The sequence below is a fragment of the Halosegnis marinus genome (assembly GCF_029338355.1).
Taxonomy (GTDB): Archaea; Halobacteriota; Halobacteria; order Halobacteriales; family Haloarculaceae; genus Halosegnis; species Halosegnis marinus.
In genome coordinates, this window is sequence record NZ_CP119802.1 from 1,180,656 (window position 1) to 1,196,066 (window position 15,411).

Genomic DNA, 15,411 nt, shown 5'->3' on the forward strand with positions numbered 1-15,411 from the left:
ACAGCGACAGCCACAGGGCGCCCGGTCGCCCAGGGCGAGTATGCGAGAGCTACTCGAAGCGGTCGCGGCGGGCGAGACCTCGCCCGAAGCGGCCGAGGCTGAACTGCGCGGCTACGCGGCCGGCGAGGCGGGACGGTTCGACGCCGCCCGGCGGTCGCGCACGGGCATCCCCGAGGGCATCATCGCCGAGGGGAAGACGCCGGCGGAGACGGCGTCGCTCGCCGTCGCCGCGGTGGAGACGACCGGGCGCGCGCTCGTGACGCGCGCGGACGAGGCGGCCGCGGCCGAGACGCGCGACGCGCTCGCGGACGCCCACCCCGCGGTCGAAACCGAGCGCGACGAGCGGGCCGGTACGCTCCTCGCGGCGCTGCCCGACAGCGAACCGCCCGCCCTGGACGCGACGGTCGGGGTCGTCACCGCCGGCACCTCCGACGCCGGCCCCGCGGGGGAGGCCGCGGTCGTCGCCCGCGAGATGGGCGCGACCGTCGAGCGCGTCGACGACGTGGGCGTCGCCGGCATCCACCGGCTGTTCGACACGCTCGACGCGGTCCGCGAGCCGGACGTGCTCGTCGTCGCCGCCGGCCGGGAGGGGGCGCTCCCGACGGTGGTCGCGGGGCTGGTCGACGCGCCGGTCATCGGCCTCCCCGTCTCGACCGGCTACGGCCACGGCGGCGAGGGGGAGGCGGCGCTGTCCGGCATGCTCCAGTCGTGTACGCCGCTCGCGGTCGTCAACGTCGATGCCGGGTTCGTGGCCGGGGCGCAGGCGGGGCTCGTCGCCCGGGCAGTTCACGACGCGCGAACTGAACGGACGTAGGCCCACGTCACCCCTTAGCGAGGGTATTTGTGTGTCCGAACCCAACTACCGCATGCCGACACGGACCACTCGGGTCGGCGAACCAATGCCCACGTGCGACCACTGTGACGCGCACGTCTCGGAGGGTTTCGCCCGCGTCTTCACGGACGACGGCGGGGAACTCCGGGCCTGCCCCAACTGCTCGGCGAACGCCGGTATCGCCGAGGTCTCGCGGGAGCGTGCGTACCAATCACAGATCTGATCGCGGCACTGCCCCTTAACCACAGGGGTGCCCTCTCACCGACCGTGAGTCACTACGCCTACGTGCTCGTCTGTGCGGACGACACCTTCTACACGGGCTACACCACCGACCCGGAGCGACGGGTCGCGGAACACGACGCCGGCGAGGGCGCGAAGTACACGCGGGGGCGCACGCCGGTCGAACTCGTCCACGTCGAGTCGTTCGACACGAAGTCGGCGGCGATGAGCCGCGAGTACGAGATCAAACAGCTCTCGCGGGCCGCGAAGGAGCGGCTGGTCCGCGAGGGTTGAAGTACGGGAACGCGGCCACGCCCCGCGTGTCACACGCCCGCCTCATCGCCGGCGACTGCACCGCCACCTTCGACGGGGACCGCGCACGCGAGACGCGCGGCCGCGTCGTCTGTCTCAGAAAGCCCGACGACACCGTTCTGCTCCACGACGCCGCGGGGTACCGCCCCGTCGCGTGGCTCACCCGGCCCGACGCCTCCGTCGTCGCCGGCGACCCGCCGACGCTCGACGCCCGCGACGGCGACGACCGCCTCCGCGTCCTGTTCCACGAGACGAGCGTCGACGTCCGCGTGCCCGTCTCCGCGGCGGGCGACCCCGCCGGCGCCTGTCCGGACTGCGACGGGGCGCTCGTCGCCCGCTCGGGGACGCTCGCGTGTACCGACTGCGACCGCGAGTACGTGCTCCCGGCCGGCGCCGAGGTGCTCGACGAGCGCTGCGACTGCGGCCTCCCCCGAGTGGTCGCCGTCCGGGGCGACCGCTTCGAGGTGTGTGCCGACCGCTCCTGCGAGTCGCTCGACGACGCGGTCCGCGAGCGCTTCGACCGCGCGTTCGACTGCCCCGACTGCGGCGACGACCTCCGGGTGGTGCGGGCCGGCGGCCTCCTGCTCGGCTGCGACGCCTACCCGGACTGCGAGGCGGCGTTCGCGCTCCCGGCGGCCGAACACGACGGCACCTGTGCGTGCGGCCTGCCCACCTTCGGGGGTGCGTGTCTCGACCGCGAGTGCGACGGATAGTCGTCTCACCCACGATACCGCCGTCTCCGTAGGTTTTTGACTCCTGCCCCGCGTCCCCCGATACATGGACGCACACGTCGAGGGGGACCTCGTCCGCCTGGGGCCGGACGGTCGCGAGCGGTTCTACGATTCGCGGGGGTACGGCCGTCCCGACGACGGGGGACTCGCGCTCTCGCTGGTCGAGGCGGCCCACCTGCTCTACCGCGGCGACCTCGACGCCGTGGACGGGCGCGGCTTCCGGGAGTTCTTCGAGGGGGAGGGTATCGCCAGCCGCTTCATCGTGTACAAGGACCTCCGCGACCGCGGCTTCTACCTCTCGCCGGCGCGCGAGGGGTGGGTCGACGACCCCGAGGGCTGTGACTTCGTGGTCTACCCGCGCGGCGACGGCCCGTGGGACGACGCCGTCGAGTACCGGGTGCGCGTCGTCGCGGAGCGCGAGTCCGTCCCCGCCGACGCGCTCGGCGACCTCGTGCTCGCGGTCGTGGACGAGGAGTCGGAGCTCACCTACCTCGAAACGTCGCGCCCCTCGTTCGAGGGCGGGTCGCGCCACGACGCCGGGCCGCGAACCGACGCCGCGCTGCTTGACGACCGCGTCGTCGTCTGGGAACCCCCGGACGGACTGTACGAGCGGGGCTTCTACGGCCAGCCGCTCGACGAGGACCGTACCGCCGTCCAGCTCTCGCTCGTGGAGGGGGCGTACCTCGCGGAGCGCGACGCCCTCTCGTTCGACGCGGGTCGCGAGTCGGTCCTCGACCGCGGCCGCGAGGCGGAGGGCGAGCGGTTCGACCGCCGGCTCACGGTGTACGCCGCGCTGCGCGCGAGCGGCGTCGTCCCCAAGACCGGCTTCAAGTTCGGCGCGGACTTCCGCACCTACTCCGACGTGTCGAGCGTCTCCGACCTCGGCCACTCCGAGCGGCTGGTCCGGGTGTTGCCGACCGACCACACCTTCGCGCCGCGGGACCTCTCGCTCGACGTGCGGCTGGCCCACGGCGTCCGCAAGGAGATGGTGTTCGCGTTCACCGACGGCACCGAACACGGGCCGGACGTGGACCCCGACGCCGACGTGCGGTGGCTCGCCGTCCAGCGGCTCACGCCCTAGTCCGGGTTCGGGACGAACACGTGCGGGAGGTGGTGCCACGCCCACCGCACGTCGGGCCGCTCCACTACTGTGTACACGTCGCGGGGCCACGTCCCCACGGCGTCGTCGATACGCTCCCGCGAGAGCACGCTGTCGCCCTCCAGCAGCGGGCCGAACCGCGCCGTGTAGTCCTCCGGGTCGAACACGAACGGTCGGTCCGTGTGCGCGTGCGGGTCGTCCGCCGCGACCCGGAGGAAGTCGCGGAGCGCCCGGTTCCCGTAGTTGAACACGAGCGCGCCGCCCGGCGCGACCGCGTCGTGGAGGTTCGAGAGCGCTCGCTCGACGTCGCGCACGTACAGGAGGGTGAAGTGACAGGCGACGACCGCGAACTCGCGGTCGGGGTCGAACGCCGGGAGCGTGGCCCGCTCGAACGAGACGTTGTCGAGGCCCCGGTCGGCCGCGCGCTCGCGGTTCTCGGCGAGCACAGCCTCGGCGGTGTCGTAGCCGACGACCTCGCGGTCGGGGAACCGCTCGGCCAGCGCGAACGTCGCCGCGCCCGGCCCGCATCCCACGTCCGCGACCGGCCCCGCCGGCCTCCCGGCGACGAACTCGCAGAGCACGTCCGAGACGTGGCCCGCGCTCGGCCCCGACTCGTCGTACTCCGCGTCGCCCGCGTCGCGCCAGTACCCCTCCCAGTCGAAGGCGTCCGCGCTCATTCGGCCCCCACGAACAGCGCGAGGTCGTCGCGGACGCTCCCCGCCGGGGTCGCCGCGGGGACGGCGTCGAGCCACCGGAGCGTCAGCGGGTTCGTCTCGCAGAGGCCGTCGCGCACCGTGTCGTCCGCGACGCGTGCCCCGAAGACGACGTGGTGGGTCCGCACGCGGACCGCCCCGTCGACCGTGTGCTCGACCGCGCGGACCGCCCGCACCTCCGTCAGGGTCGCGTCGCTCCCCGTCGCCCCCGCGACGAACGCGCGACCCGCCGCCGCGAAGTCGCCCTCGGGCGGCACCGTGTCCGTCAGCGGGTAGGCCGCGCCGTCGTCCGCGACGCCGGCGAGCAGTCGCCCGTCGTTGTCCGTCGCGCCGACGACGGCCCGCCCCGCGGTCCCGTGTTCCGGGTGGTTCTCCCACGCTTCGTCGCCCCCGTGCTCGACCGAGAGCGCGTCGACCTCGATACCGCGCTGCGCCGCGGCCGCCTCGGGGTCGTCGAGCGACCCGACCGCGTCGTCCGTCGCCGATACCGCGCCGTCGAATGGTGTTGAATCCGTCATGTGGTGTGGATGTCTCTCGTCGTCCGTGGCTGTGAACCGTCGTCCCGACGTGCCCGTGGCTGTTCCGGCGGCTTCTCGGCCTACTGGCTCCCACGGCAAAAAACTGTCGCGAGGATTTACTTTTCTCCTTACTTACTATTTCGCACCCCTCGGGTTTAGTTCTTCCCCCGGCGCGGGAACGGCTACGGGGGAGCGAACCGCTTTTGCGCGACGGCGTCCGATTCGGGGACGACATGGCCGACGAACGCCGCGACGAGGGCGAGTCCCTCCCGCCGCGCGAGAACCTCCTCGCGGACGGCGGCGAGGGGTCGGGGAGCGACCGCGAGTCTCGTCGGGCCCTGCCCGACGGCGGGAGCGCAGCAGGTGCCGACGACGTCGCCCTCGACCCGTGGGGCTCGGCGAGCGTCGCAGATTACCGGAAACTGTTCGAGCAGTTCGGCATCGAGGAGTTCGACGCCGTGCTGCCCGAGGTGCCGAACCCCCACTACCTGATGCGCCGCGGCGTCATCTTCGGCCACCGCGACTACGGCCCGGTCGCCGAGGCGATGCGCAACGACGACCCGTTCGCCGTCCTCTCGGGGTGGATGCCGACCGGCGACCCCCACATCGGCCACAAGCTGATGATAGACGAGATCGTCTACCACCAGGAGCAGGGCGGCGAGGCGTACGCGCTCGTCGCCGACCTCGAAGCCCACGCCGCGCGCGGCATGACGTGGGCCGAGATCGACGCGAACACCGAGGAGTACCTCCTCTCGCTTTTGGCCCTCGGCTTCGACCCCGAGGAGGGGGAGATATACCGGCAGTCGGGGAACCGCCGGCTCCAGAACCTCGCGTTCGAACTCGGCGCGGAGGCGAACTTCTCGGAGATGCAGGCACTGTACGGCTTCGACGGCGAGACGAACGTCTCGCACATGCAGTCCGTCATCACCCAGATGGCGGACATCCTCTACCCGCAACTCGACGAGCCGATGCCGACCGTCATCCCCGTCGGGCCGGACCAGGACCCGCACGTCCGGCTGGCGCGCGACCTCGCCGAGCGGATGCGCTACTTCAAGGTGACCGAGGCGTACGCCAGCTTCGAGGCCGAACCCGAGGAGCGCGTCCTCGTCCGCGAGGCGTACGACGCGCTCGGCGGCGACGACGCCGACGTGCGGTGTGAGGAGGCCGCCGACTACCTCCGCGAGCACCACGCCGGGGAGGCCGGCGCGAGCGTCGTGGACAAACTCGATAACGCCGGGAAGGAGCCGGTCCGCCCGCGCGTGCGCTTCCTCGACCGCCGGGCGACCGACGCCGCGTTCGACGCGCTCATCGAGGCCGTCGAGGGCGAGAAACGGGTGTTCGAGGGCCACGTCGATTCCTTCGACCTCTCCCGCGACGCGGCGGAGGAACTCGCGCGCGAGGTGGAACTCGACCACGGCGGCCACGCCTTCCGCGCGCCCTCCTCCGTCTACCACCGGTTCATGACCGGGCTTACGGGAGGGAAGATGTCCTCCTCGGTGCCCGCCTCCCACATCAGCCTGCTCGACGACCCCGAGGAGGGGTACGACAAGGTGAAGTCCGCGACGACGGGCGGCCGCTCCACCGCGGAGGAGCAGCGCGAACTCGGCGGGGAGGCCGACGAGTGTCCCGTCTACGAACTGTACGCCTACCTGCTCGCGGGCGACGACGACGAGTTCGCGACCGAGGTGTACGAGGAGTGCGTCGGCGGCGAGCGCCTCTGTGGCGGCTGCAAGGAGCAGGCCGCCGAGATGATGCGCGAGTTCCTCGACGAGCACCAGGAGAAGCGCGAGGAGATGCGCCCCGTCCTCGACGAACTCGACATCGACGTGGAGAGTCCCCGGCGGCGCGACTGAGCCGGGGAGCCGGGAAACCTTCTTGTCCGCGGCCCGCCCCCGACAGCCATGCGCGTCGTCGTCTGCGGCGGTGGCATCGTCGGCCTGTCGGCCGCGCACGCGCTCGCCGAGCGCGGCGTCGGGGTCGTCGTCTGCGAGGCCGGGTCGCTCGGCGCGGGCAACACCGAGCGGTCGGCGGGCGGCATTCGCACCCAGTTCTCCACCCGCGTCAACGTCGACCTCTCGCTCGCCTCGCTCCCCGTGTGGGAGACGTTCGAGGAGCGGTTCGGCGTCGACATCGCCTTCCGGCGGCCGGGGTACCTCTTCCTCGCGCGCGACGGGGCGTCCGCGGCGGACCTCCGCGACGCGGTCGCCGTCCAGCGTGATGCCGGCGCGGAGACCGAACTGTTGACCCCCGACGAGGCGCACGAACACTGTCCGGAGCTGCGCGCCGAGCGGTACGAACTCGCCTCCTACGCCGCGACCGACGGCTTCGCCGACCCACACCTCGCCCTGCAGGGGTACGCGACCGCCGCGCGCGAGGCGGGGGTCGATATCCGCACGAACACCCCTGTCACAAACCTCGAGGTCGCCGGCGGCGCGGCCGACCGGACGGCGGACGTGACCGTGACGACGCCGGACGGAAGAATCGGGTGCGACGTCCTCGTCAACGCCGCGGGCGCGTGGGCCGCGCGGGTCGGGGCGATGGCCGGGGTGGACCTCCCCGTCGCGGCCCGGCGGCGACAGGTCGCCGTCGTGGACCCCGAAACCCCCGTCCCCGAGTCCGTCCCGCTCACCATCGACCTCGACTCGGGGTCGTACTTCCGGCCCGAACGGGAGGGGCGGGCGCTGGTCGGGGGGCATTTCGGGGGCGAGGCCGCCGCCTCGGACCCAGACGTCGACCCCGACACCTACGCGACGGGGATGGACACTGACTGGGCCGTGACCGCGTGCGAGCGCGCGGGCGAGACGGCCGGCTACTTCGGCCCGGAGACCCGCATCCGGCGGGGGTGGGCCGGCTGTTACGCCGTCACGCCGGACCACCATCCCGTCGTGGAGGTGTCGCGGCCGGGAGTCGTCACGGCCGCGGGCTTCTCCGGCCACGGCTTCCAGCACGCGCCCGCGACGGGGCGGGTCGTGGCGGAGCTGTGTCTCGACGGCGCGGCGACGCACGTGGACGTGTCGGGGCTCGGCCGCGACCGCTTCGACGGCGACACCGAGGCGGAGCGCCACGTCGCCTGACGCACAACGCTTTTGCGCCGCCGCGCGCGAGGGCCGGTATGGCACCCGAATCCCGTGCCCGACGCGTCGCGCGCGAACCGCCGAGTCCGGGGTTCGGCTTCTTCTCCCGCTCCTGAACGGGGTGGAGACGGGACCGCCCCTACCGGGCCGTCCCGCGGAAACCGCCGTTTCGGAGTCGGAACCGCTAACTGAGCGACGCACACAGCCGAAGACAATCGAATGAAGCTACCCGCAACGGAGGTCGCGCTCCTCGAAGCCGCGAGCGCGACCGACCCGAGGACCGTCGAACAGCTCGCCGAGGAGACCGGCGAAAAACCGGAGGCCGTCACCCGCGCGGCCTTCGAACTCGCGGACGAGGGCCTCGTCGCCGTCGAGGAGCGCACCGAGGAGTCGTACGCGCTCACCGACGAGGGGGAGACGTATCTGGAGTCGGGACTCCCCGAACTCCGTCTCTACCGCGCCGCGGTCGAGGCCGGCGCGGCCGACGACCCCGTCTCGATGGGCCGCGTCATCGGCGCGTCGGGGCTCGAAGGCCCGGAAGTGGACATCGCGCTGTCGAACTTCGCCCGGAAGGGGCTCGGCCGCATCGACTCCGGGGAGCTCTCGGCCGAGGGCGACGCCGACCCGGACGCCGACGCCGAGACCGCGGCGCTCGCGGCCGTCGCTGCGGCCGACGACCCCGACCCCGAGGTCGCGGACCGCCTCGCCGAGCGCGGCCTGCTCGACCGTTCGGAGGTCACGGAGCGCGCCGTGACGCTCACCGACGACGGCGTCACCGCGCTGATGGAGGGCGTCGAGACGGCCGAGACGGTGGGCCAGCTCACCCCCGAGATGCTCACCTCCGGCGAGTGGGAGGACGTGGAGTTCGCCGAGTACAACGTCGAGGCCGACGCCGAACCCGTGACGGGCGGCCGGAGCCACATCCTCCGGCAGACCGCCGAGGCCGTGAAGGACACCCTCGTCGGGATGGGGTTCGAGGAGATGGACGGCCCCCACGCCGACGCCGACTTCTGGATAAACGACGCGCTGTTCATGCCGCAGGACCACCCGGCACGGACCCACTGGGACCGGTTCACGCTCGACGTGGACCCGATGGACGACCTGCCGGACGACCTCGTGGGGCGCGTCGAGGACGCCCACCGCAACGGCGTCGGGCCGGACGGCGAGGGGTACCACTCCCCGTGGAGCCGCGAGTTCGCGGAGGAGGTCGCGCTGCGCGGCCACACTACCTCGCTGTCGATGCGCTACCTCTCGGGGTATCAGGTCGGCGAACTGGAGCCGCCACAGCGGTTCTTCTCCGTCGAGAAGGTGTACCGCAACGACACGCTCGACCCGACCCACCTGCTGGAGTTCTTCCAGATAGAGGGGTGGGTGATGGCCGACGACCTCTCCGTGCGCGACCTGATGGGCACCTTCGAGGAGTTCTACTCGCAGTTCGGTATCACGGACATCGAGTTCAAACCCCACTACAACCCCTACACCGAGCCGTCGTTCGAGCTGTTCGGCACCCATCCGGAGACGGGCGAAATCGTCGAGATCGGGAACTCCGGCATCTTCCGCGACGAGGTGCTCGAACCGCTCGGCGTCGAGTGCGACGTGATGGCGTGGGGGCTCGCGCTCGAACGGCTCCTCATGCTCATGTACGGCTTCGAGGACATCCGCGACGTCCACGGGACGCTGTGTGACCTCGACCTCCTGCGGAACGTGGAGGTGGTGCACTGATGCCCGTCGTCGAGATCGACCCCGACGAGCTCCGTGACCTGACCGGCCACGACGAGAAGGGCGACGAGGAGCTGAAGGAGGACCTGTTCGGCCTCGGGCTGGAGTTCGAGGGCGAGACGGACGACGGCGCGTTCCAGCTGGAGTTCGCGCCCGACCGGCTGGACCGCCTCTCCGTCGAGGGGGTCGCCCGGTCGCTGCGCTACCAGTACGGCGACGACCGCGGCGTCTACGTCCCGAAGACGAACGACGCGGAGTGGACCGTCGAGGTCGAGGACGTGCCCGCAGAGCGGCCGTACGTCACCGCCGCCGTGATCCGCGGCGTGGACATGACCGCGGGGAAACTGGAGTCGCTCATCCAGCTCCAGGAGAAGCTCCACGCGACGATGGGGCGCAAGCGGGCGAAGGGGGCCATCGGGATCCACGACCTCGCGATGGTGAAGGGGCGGTCGGCGAGCGACGACCGGGCGAAGACCATCACCTACACGGGCATCGACCCGGACGGCGACCGGTTCGTCCCGCTGGACGCGGACACGGACATGACGCCCGCCGAGGTCCTCTCGGACCACCCCGTCGGCGAGACGTACGCCGACCTCGTGAGCGAGTACGCGACGTACCCGGCCATCTACGACGACATCGGGCTGTTCTCGTTCCCCCCGGTCATCAACGGGAAGCGAACCGAGGTGGACGAGGGGTCGCGCGACCTGCTCGTCGAGATGACGGGCACCGACCAGTGGACGATAGACCGGATGCTCACCATCGTCTGCTACGCGCTCGACGCCCGCGGCGGGCGCGTGGAAGAGGTCGATATCGCGTACCCGGACCGCGAACTCGTGCGGCCGGCGCTCGACACCCGGACGAAGACGGTCACCCACGAGCGCATCGAATCGACGCTCGGCATCGACCTCTCCGGGCGCGACGCGGTGGACCTGTTCGAGCGGTCGGGGCTCGACGCCGACGCGGACGAGTCCGGCGGCCTCTCCTACGAGGTGACGATACCGCCGTACCGCGTGGACGTGCTCCATCCCGCCGACCTCGTGGACGACGCCGGTCGGGCCTACGGCTTCAACGAACTCGAACCCCGCTACCCGGACGTCTCCACCGTCGGGGGCCGCCACGACCGCTCGAAGCTGGAGCGGGCGGCCCGCGAGACGCTCGTCGGCCTCGGCTTCGAGGACCTGCTGAACTTCCACATGATCTCCGAGGCGGAGAACTACGAGCGGATGGGCGTCGCCCCGGGCGACGACGCGGTCGGCGGCGGCGCGCCCGTCTCCATCGAGGGGCCGTACAGCGAGGACTACACGATGCTCCGGACGTGGGCGCTCCCGTCGCTCGCGATGGTGCTGGAGAACAACACCCACCGGAGCTACCCGCAGGACGTCGCGGAGATCGGCTTCGCCGCGGAGCGCGACGACGAGGCGTCCACGGGCGTGGCCGAGCGGCGCACCGTCGCGGCCGCGCTCGCGCGCACGGACGCATCCTACGAGGACGCGAAGGCGCGGCTCACGGCGTTGACCTCGGCGTTCGGCAAGTCGGTCGAGACGCCGGCCACGGACCACCCCTCCTTCATCGACGGGCGGGCGGCCGCGGTCGTCGTCGACGGCGAGACGGTCGGCGTCGTCGGAGAACTCCACCCCCGCGTGCTGGTCGAACACGACCTCGAACTGCCCGTCGCGGCCTTCGAGTTCGACCTCGCGGCGCTCTCGTAACCGTCGCGTGCGTGCGCTCCCCCGCGTCCCCGCGCGGCGCGCACGCGTGACTGCTTACAGGTCCGCGCCGACCGCGTCCTCGACGGAGTCGAAGCCGTCCCGTTCGAGGCGGTCGAGCAGGCCGCGGTTGATGTCGCGGGCCACCGTCGGGCCCTCGTACACGAGCGCGGTGTACAGTTGGACGACGCTCGCGCCCGCGCGTATCTTCTCGTAGGCGCCCTCCGCGTCCGAGACGCCTCCCACGCCGACGACGGGCACGTCCGTGCGCTCGGCGACGAAGCGTATCATGCGGGTGGCCTCCCGTTCGACGGGCTTGCCCGAGAGGCCGCCCCCCTCGACGCGGTTCTTCGAGCGGAGCGAGGCGGGCCGGCGGACGCTCGTGTTCGTCGCGACGACGCCGTCCAGTCCGAGGTCGTTCACGACCGCGAGCGCTGACTCGACGGCGGCGGGCGCCAGGTCGGGCGAGAGCTTCAACAGGAGAGGAGACGCTCCCGCGTCCTGGAGCGTCGTGAGTATCCGTTCCAGCGGTTCGCGGTTCTGGAGTTCCCGGAGGCCGGGCGTGTTCGGCGAGGAGACGTTCACGACGAAGTAGTCGCCGCCCGCGCGCGTGCGCTCGTAGGTGTACCGGTAGTCGGCGGCGGCTTCGTCGAGGGGCGTGGACTTCGACTTCCCGATGTTGACGCCGACGGGGACCGGGCAGTCGGTCGCGGCGAGTCGCGGGCCGACGGCGTCAGCCCCGTGGTTGTTGAACCCCATCCGGTTGACGAGCGCGCGGTCCTCGCGGAGGCGGAACATCCGCGGCCTCGGGTTACCGGGCTGGCGCTCGGCCGTGACGCCGCCGACCTCGACGTGGCCGAAGCCCAGCGCCGCGAGCGCCGCCGGGACCTCCGCGTTCTTGTCGAAGCCGGCGGCGACGCCGACGGGGTTGGGGAACGACTGCCCGAAGGCCTCGGTTTCGAGGCGCCGGTCGTCGACGACGAGCCGGTCGGCGAGCGCCGCGGCGACGGGCGTGTCCTGTACCAGTCGGAGCGCCGCGTGACCGAGTCCGTGTGCGGTCTCGGCCGGCAGGGAGAACAGCGCCGGCTTCACCGCGTCGTAGGCACGCATCGGATGAGAAGGGGAACGGGGAGGGCAAAGGCGGTCCGGTCAGAACTCGTGTTCGACCTCGTCGGGGTCGGCCTTCTGGATGATGATCTTTCCGTCGCGAACACGGACGAAGACCTCGTCGCCGATGTCGAGGCCGGCGACGGCGAGCTCGTCCTCGTGGAGGTTCACGTGGACGTTGTGGTACTCGCCGTTCTCGTCCTTCGCGCCACTCGGGCTGAGCTTCTTCTTGCGGACCATCGCGGTTGTTGGTGTGTCGTTGGCCACACTGGCTACATAAGTGTACCGTGGTGCGTACGGGGACGACGGCTGTCGGTTCCCCGACCGCTCGACGCGAGTCCGGCCCGAACCCCGGCGAGAACTTAAAGAAACGCGCGCCTTCTCCCGGTTTTGGGGGATACGTTTAAGATGCACCCTGTTCACGGGTATCATGGAGGCGATACAAAATGGCTCCCGACGACGACAAGCGGAACTTCGCACTGCGCGACGCGACCGGCAACGAGACGAGCGTCTTCTCGGGACGGACCCCGAGACAGGCGGCACTGAAGGCCGCCCGACGACTCGACCCGGCCGACACGGAACAGCACGCCGAACACACGGAGCTCCGGCTCCGCGAGAAAGGGACGAAGAAGGTCCACATCTACGACGGCTGGGCCTGGCACGAGACGGCTCCCGACGACAAGCCGGACTGGATGCCCTCGGAGATAACCGAGGCGAACGTCTCGAAGAAGGGCATCGAGCATCTCGACGAGATCTGAACTCCTCCCCCATTTTCGACGGCGTATCGGGGCCACTTTAGTCGCGTCGCGCGTACGCACGGACGCGCGGCACTCATCCGGCCCGACCGTGCGTACGAGCGCGGAGTGAGGGTCCGTTCTCCGGCCGCGCGACACCACGCCGCGAGCGGACGCGCTATCCTGCACGGTTCACCATGAGTGTCCGGGCCATGAAACCGCATGACGGAGCGCCCCCGATACGACGGGGTTAAGTGTATCACTCCCATCGACTGTGATGTGACAGGCGCGGGGCGTTCCCCTCGGGGACGCGCCGCCCGGACACCGTCTCGGTGTCCCGCGTTCCGACTCGGTCGGTGCGCGAAGCCGGAGTTCGATTCGATGTCCTTATACGTAACAGGGCACTCGGACGGAACACGCTCGCACCCGTCTCCGACGGGCTGTGACAGCACGCTTCCGTTCCGACGCCCTTATACGTGAACGGGCGCTCGGATTCAAATACGCGCTTCCCGGGTCAACCGGGGCACGGCGCGGCGACGAATCCGACGGCCTTATACGTAACAGGGCACTCGGATGGAACGCACACGACGTGACCGAGATGGCCTTCGACGGTCGTCTCGTCTCGGTCCCGAACGAGCTTCGATGGGTTTATGACCCGTCGAGGGGTATGTTCAGGTCCGAAGGAAATGAGGATTCGACCCCTGCGGTCCGCCGTACACGATCGAATCTGATGTTAGCCCTGATGGTTCGGTGACACCCGGTATGGTGTCGCCGACCGATCCCACAGATAGCGATATACACATCTCTTCGGAGATGTGTCCCGCCTAACCCTCCAGCATCCGCTGGAGAACATTCCGGTTGATCCTGCCGGAGGCCATTGCTATCGGTGTCCGATTTAGCCATGCAAGTTGCACGTCTAACGTAGCAAACCGCTCAGTAACACGTGGCCGATCTACCCTATGGACTGGGATAACCACGGGAAACTGTGGCTAATCCCGGATAGCGCTCCCGAGCTTGAATGCTGGGAGCGCCAAACGCTCCGGCGCCATAGGATGAGGCTGCGGCCGATTAGGTAGACGGTGAGGTAACGGCTCACCGTGCCGATAATCGGTACGGGTCATGAGAGTGAGAACCCGGAGACGGAATCTGAGACAAGATTCCGGGCCCTACGGGGCGCAGCAGGCGCGAAACCTTTACACTGCACGACAGTGCGATAGGGGGACACCGAGTGCGTAGGCATAGAGCCTACGCTTTTGTGTACCGTAAGGTGGTACACGAATAAGGGCTGGGCAAGACCGGTGCCAGCCGCCGCGGTAACACCGGCAGCCCAAGTGATGGCCGATATTATTGGGCCTAAAGCGTCCGTAGCTGGCCGCGTAGGTCCGTCGGGAAATCTACTGGCCTAACCAGTAGGCGTCCGGCGGAAACCTCGTGGCTTGGGACCGGGAGACCTGAGGGGTACGTCCGGGGTAGGAGTGAAATCCCGTAATCCTGGACGGACCACCGGTGGCGAAAGCGCCTCAGGAGAACGGATCCGACAGTGAGGGACGAAAGCTAGGGTCTCGAACCGGATTAGATACCCGGGTAGTCCTAGCCGTAAACGATGCTCGTTAGGTGTGGCGCAGGCTACGAGCCTGCGCTGTGCCGTAGGGAAGCCGTGAAACGAGCCGCCTGGGAAGTACGTCCGCAAGGATGAAACTTAAAGGAATTGGCGGGGGAGCACTACAACCGGAGGAGCCTGCGGTTTAATTGGACTCAACGCCGGACATCTCACCAGCTCCGACAGCAGTGATGACGATCAGGTTGATGACCTTATTCGACGCTGCTGAGAGGAGGTGCATGGCCGCCGTCAGCTCGTACCGTGAGGCGTCCTGTTAAGTCAGGCAACGAGCGAGACCCGCACCTCTAGTTGCCAGCAGCATCTCGCGATGGCTGGGTACACTAGGGGGACTGCCGCCGCCAAGGCGGAGGAAGGAACGGGCAACGGTAGGTCAGTATGCCCCGAATGAGCTGGGCAACACGCGGGCTACAATGGCCGGGACAATGGGACGCGACGCCGAGAGGCGAAGCTAATCTCCTAAACCTGGTCGTAGTTCGGATTGCGGGTTGAAACTCACCCGCATGAAGCTGGATTCGGTAGTAATCGCGTGTCAGAAGCGCGCGGTGAATACGTCCCTGCTCCTTGCACACACCGCCCGTCAAAGCACCCGAGTGGGGTCCGGATGAGGCCGTCGCACGACGGTCGAATCTGGGCTCCGCAAGGGGGCTTAAGTCGTAACAAGGTAGCCGTAGGGGAATCTGCGGCTGGATCACCTCCTAAAGACCGGGACCGGGGTTTCACCCCGGCCCACCTTCGTGGGTTCGGTCGGCGACACCGACCGGGCACCTTAGAACCATCAGGGCTACAGTCGCGACCGCTACTCGCTCGACGCGTAGCTACCGGTCGCGGCTGCCAGGGCCCATAGCTCAGTGGTAGAGTGCCTCCTTTGCAAGGAGGATGCCCGGGGTTCGACTCCCCGTGGGTCCATGTACGCGACGAACCGTGCCCCTTATGTGTGGCACCGTGTTCGTCCGATGTACGACCGATGCACCACGCCGTGCGAGCGGGGTGGGAAGGGTGGATGTGCACACCGGCTTGCAACCGGGT

General features: G+C 69.8%; 14 protein-coding genes, 1 tRNA gene and 1 rRNA gene. 12 read left to right on the top strand and 4 right to left on the bottom strand.

From position 1 onward, the window contains the following. The first annotated feature begins 40 nt into the window (after nt 1-40). The 5 genes from larB to endA all read left to right on the top strand — a co-directional run bounded on the left by larB (nt 41) and on the right by endA (nt 3,175). Nucleotides 41-814 (top strand): nickel pincer cofactor biosynthesis protein LarB, encoded by a 774-nt coding sequence (gene larB, locus P2T37_RS06570; protein ID WP_276236002.1) that lies wholly within the window; start codon nt 41-43, stop codon nt 812-814. 85 nt (nt 815-899) lie between these two features. Then, complete coding sequence (locus P2T37_RS06575) at nt 900-1,055, top strand: DUF7563 family protein (protein WP_276236003.1); 156 nt, start codon at nt 900-902, stop codon at nt 1,053-1,055. A 44-nt stretch (nt 1,056-1,099) separates the two neighbouring features. After that, nucleotides 1,100-1,345, top strand: a complete 246-nt coding sequence (locus P2T37_RS06580) for a GIY-YIG nuclease family protein (protein ID WP_276236004.1) — start codon at nt 1,100-1,102, stop codon at nt 1,343-1,345. 26 nt (nt 1,346-1,371) lie between these two features. Beyond that, the gene (locus P2T37_RS06585) at nt 1,372-2,076 is read left to right on the top strand and encodes a topoisomerase DNA-binding C4 zinc finger domain-containing protein (RefSeq protein WP_276236005.1); all 705 of its coding nucleotides are present in this window, start codon (nt 1,372-1,374) and stop codon (nt 2,074-2,076) included. A gap of 64 nt (nt 2,077-2,140) precedes the next feature. After that, entirely contained in the window at nt 2,141-3,175 is a 1,035-nt protein-coding gene (gene endA, locus P2T37_RS06590) for a tRNA-intron lyase (protein WP_276236006.1), read from the top strand. Here the strand turns inward: endA and P2T37_RS06595 are convergent. Together P2T37_RS06595 and P2T37_RS06600 are read right to left on the bottom strand one after the other, a co-directional pair. Beyond that, nucleotides 3,172-3,870, bottom strand: coding sequence for a class I SAM-dependent methyltransferase (locus tag P2T37_RS06595; protein WP_276236007.1), 699 nt, complete (start codon nt 3,868-3,870; stop codon nt 3,172-3,174). The two genes, endA and P2T37_RS06595, sit on opposite strands and share 4 nt — an antisense overlap. After that, nucleotides 3,867-4,424 carry a hypothetical protein gene (locus P2T37_RS06600; RefSeq protein ID WP_276236009.1) on the bottom strand — a complete coding sequence of 186 codons (558 nt, stop codon included), beginning with the start codon at nt 4,422-4,424 and terminating at the stop codon, nt 3,867-3,869. The genes P2T37_RS06595 and P2T37_RS06600 overlap by 4 nt, the downstream gene beginning before the upstream one ends. A gap of 233 nt (nt 4,425-4,657) precedes the next feature. Here P2T37_RS06600 and P2T37_RS06605 point away from each other — a divergent pair, with 233 nt between their 5' ends. The 4 genes from P2T37_RS06605 to pheT all read left to right on the top strand — a co-directional run bounded on the left by P2T37_RS06605 (nt 4,658) and on the right by pheT (nt 10,926). Further along, nucleotides 4,658-6,277: a tryptophan--tRNA ligase gene (locus P2T37_RS06605; RefSeq protein WP_276236010.1), complete on the top strand. Its 1,620-nt coding sequence runs from the start codon at nt 4,658-4,660 to the stop codon at nt 6,275-6,277. 48 nt (nt 6,278-6,325) lie between these two features. After that, a complete protein-coding gene (locus P2T37_RS06610) occupies nt 6,326-7,498 on the top strand; it encodes an NAD(P)/FAD-dependent oxidoreductase (RefSeq protein ID WP_276236012.1) in 1,173 nt (390 codons plus the stop codon). Nucleotides 7,499-7,717: 219 nt separating this feature from the next. After that, nucleotides 7,718-9,220 (top strand): phenylalanine--tRNA ligase subunit alpha, encoded by a 1,503-nt coding sequence (gene pheS / locus P2T37_RS06615; protein ID WP_276236013.1) that lies wholly within the window; start codon nt 7,718-7,720, stop codon nt 9,218-9,220. Then, nucleotides 9,220-10,926 carry a phenylalanine--tRNA ligase subunit beta gene (gene pheT, locus P2T37_RS06620; RefSeq protein WP_276236014.1) on the top strand — a complete coding sequence of 569 codons (1,707 nt, stop codon included), beginning with the start codon at nt 9,220-9,222 and terminating at the stop codon, nt 10,924-10,926. The genes pheS and pheT overlap by 1 nt, the downstream gene beginning before the upstream one ends. A gap of 54 nt (nt 10,927-10,980) precedes the next feature. Here pheT and P2T37_RS06625 read toward each other — a convergent pair whose 3' ends face one another. Together P2T37_RS06625 and P2T37_RS06630 are read right to left on the bottom strand one after the other, a co-directional pair. After that, on the bottom strand, nt 10,981-12,033 hold the full coding sequence (locus tag P2T37_RS06625; RefSeq protein WP_276236015.1) for a quinone-dependent dihydroorotate dehydrogenase: 1,053 nt from the start codon (nt 12,031-12,033) through the stop codon (nt 10,981-10,983). 39 nt (nt 12,034-12,072) lie between these two features. Continuing rightward, nucleotides 12,073-12,270 carry a SymE family type I addiction module toxin gene (locus P2T37_RS06630; protein ID WP_276236156.1) on the bottom strand — a complete coding sequence of 66 codons (198 nt, stop codon included), beginning with the start codon at nt 12,268-12,270 and terminating at the stop codon, nt 12,073-12,075. Nucleotides 12,271-12,476: 206 nt separating this feature from the next. Here P2T37_RS06630 and P2T37_RS06635 point away from each other — a divergent pair, with 206 nt between their 5' ends. From P2T37_RS06635 to P2T37_RS06645, 3 genes are all read left to right on the top strand, one after another. Then, nucleotides 12,477-12,788, top strand: a complete 312-nt coding sequence (locus P2T37_RS06635; RefSeq protein WP_276236016.1) for a non-histone chromosomal MC1 family protein — start codon at nt 12,477-12,479, stop codon at nt 12,786-12,788. Between the two features lie 827 nt (nt 12,789-13,615). Further along, nucleotides 13,616-15,082 (top strand): 16S ribosomal RNA (locus P2T37_RS06640). A 137-nt stretch (nt 15,083-15,219) separates the two neighbouring features. Then, nucleotides 15,220-15,291 (top strand) — tRNA-Ala (locus P2T37_RS06645). The last annotated feature ends 120 nt before the right edge of the window (nt 15,292-15,411 follow it).